This is a genomic window from Moorena sp. SIO3I8 (genome assembly GCF_010692325.1).
In the GTDB taxonomy this organism is placed as follows: domain Bacteria; phylum Cyanobacteriota; class Cyanobacteriia; order Cyanobacteriales; family Coleofasciculaceae; genus Moorena.
The window spans coordinates 1-1,993 of the sequence record NZ_JAAHHW010000302.1; the positions used below are offsets into that span (position 1 = coordinate 1).

1 protein-coding gene is annotated in these 1,993 nt (G+C 43.0%); it reads right to left on the reverse strand.

The features are described 5' to 3' along the window. Nucleotides 1–116: 116 nt before the first annotated feature. Complete coding sequence (locus tag F6K51_RS36425; RefSeq protein ID WP_293030828.1) at nucleotides 117–1,076, reverse strand: hypothetical protein; 960 nt, start codon at nucleotides 1,074–1,076, stop codon at nucleotides 117–119. Nucleotides 1,077–1,993 lie beyond the last annotated feature (917 nt).

The following is a 1,993-nucleotide window of genomic DNA, read 5'->3' on the forward strand; positions in this document are numbered from 1 at the left end:
GAGCAGTTAAAGCAGGCACAAGCGATCTGGAACCAAAATGGTCAAGAAAAAAAGCCATTTCAGGGGGTACCGCTGTTTGTGGCAAAAGAAGCTAGCAATAGCGGATACCTAACCATTCAACAAAATGTACCAAAACTAGCCACTGTATAGGACAACTGTACTCCCACTGAGTCGGTCGCATCCCCAAGACCAAAGCCAAATCCTAAGGTTCCATCCATACCACCTCCGAGCAAACCACCGCTACCACCGCTATAGCGCGTACGAGATTGAAAACTAAACCCTACAAAACCGTTGTACTTGTCAGCCCCAAATCCGGAGGGATTGGAAAGGCTAAACCCCGGAGAAACTGAAGGGAGCTTTTCTAACTCAGCCGCTACTTGGTAAGACTCTAGTTTTTCTCTGTACTCGCGAAGTTTCTCTTGAATTGATTGCGGAATTGGAGAAGGGTTTGGAGATTCAGAGGAGTCAGTGGTGTCACTAGCGTCACTACCGTCACTAGATTGAGACACTAGTGTGCTCGATACTGGCTGATACGATGTATAGGATGATCCATAGCCTGGAGTAACCTGAGTACCACTGGTTCTAGAATTTCCAGTCAAGGCTGAAGTAGACCCTAACCATGAACTAGAAAAACCGTTTTTAGTAGAGGTTAATCTTCCTGGAGTTATACCAGTTTCAGTGGTTACCTTGGGAACTGAGTTAACTGGATAGTTAACTGGATAGTTAACTGGATAATTAACGTGATTACCAGCAGCTCCTAACACTGGAGTAGCGACCTTAGAGATGGCACCGAGGTGGTGAACTGGTTCTGGACTAGTTTTAATCTCACGGTTAGTAGTACTGAGCCCCACAGGAGTTGCTCCCAGCAGTACCTTTACCGATGGACTCTTAACAGTAGGATTAACAGTAGAAACAGAGGTTCCTAAATCCTTGTAGTTAGAGTATGAATTATAGGCAGCGCGGTCTTGGGGGTTTCCCCCATGAGCGACTGCCGCAGTTGCTGGAGCTTGACCCCCAATAAACCAGGGAGTTAACACCGAAAAACTGTAGGTTGCAAGCTTGGAAATGTGAATCATGCCTTAAGCTGACTCTGAAGTTGAGTGTCAGTCCGTAACGTTTGAATAATATAGGTGTGGTGTAGCGTACTCCCAGAAAAATGATGCAGGAATTAACGTAAGATGCACTCAAAACCTGTTAATAACTCGGAGCCAATTAGTTAGTGACTCTAGCAAGAGTTTTTCTCTTATTAGCTGATCAATAATCAACTCGATTTAGTTCTCGTATCACTTCTACTAACCTTGAATATAACATCAGGAATAATTTCATTTTTGTATTTATTTAATTTTAAAGTTTTTTTTAACTAACTATTATTATTGATGGTATTAATATATCTTTAATTTATAAATTATTGGAGGTAAAAATTACTGAATTTTAGGGAGTAGGGAGTAGGGAGTCAAGAGTCAGGAGTCGGGGTAACAAACTTGAATATATCTCATAAGTATGGAAAACACTATATTTATTTGAACGCTATCAAATAAAAAAAAGGGAGTAGGGAGTAGGGACTAAGGCCGTAGGCCACGCTTTAGGGCTTTGCCCAACCCTGCGCGTTAGCCTAGCGTGGCCTACGGCCAAACGCCAACGGAGCAGGAATGCATCGCTCTAGCATGCATGCCTTTTGCCTTTTGCCTTAAAAAAATCAGCAATTTCGCTTACTCGTCATGAAAATTGCTATACAGCGTTTTTCATAACTATTAGGTTCGCTTGACCCATTCGGAGGCGATTAGTTAGTGACTGTAGGAATAACGTTTATTCTCTTACAGCGTTTTTCCTAACTATTAGATGCCCTTGACCTTGGCGAATTTAATTCGCCACAAGTCGCACCTGAGGTAAACAGAATTTTTCCCTATTCCCTATTCCCTATTCCCTGTTCCCTGCTCCCTATTCCCTGTTCCCTACTCCCTACTCCCTATTCCCTACTCCCTACTCCCTATTC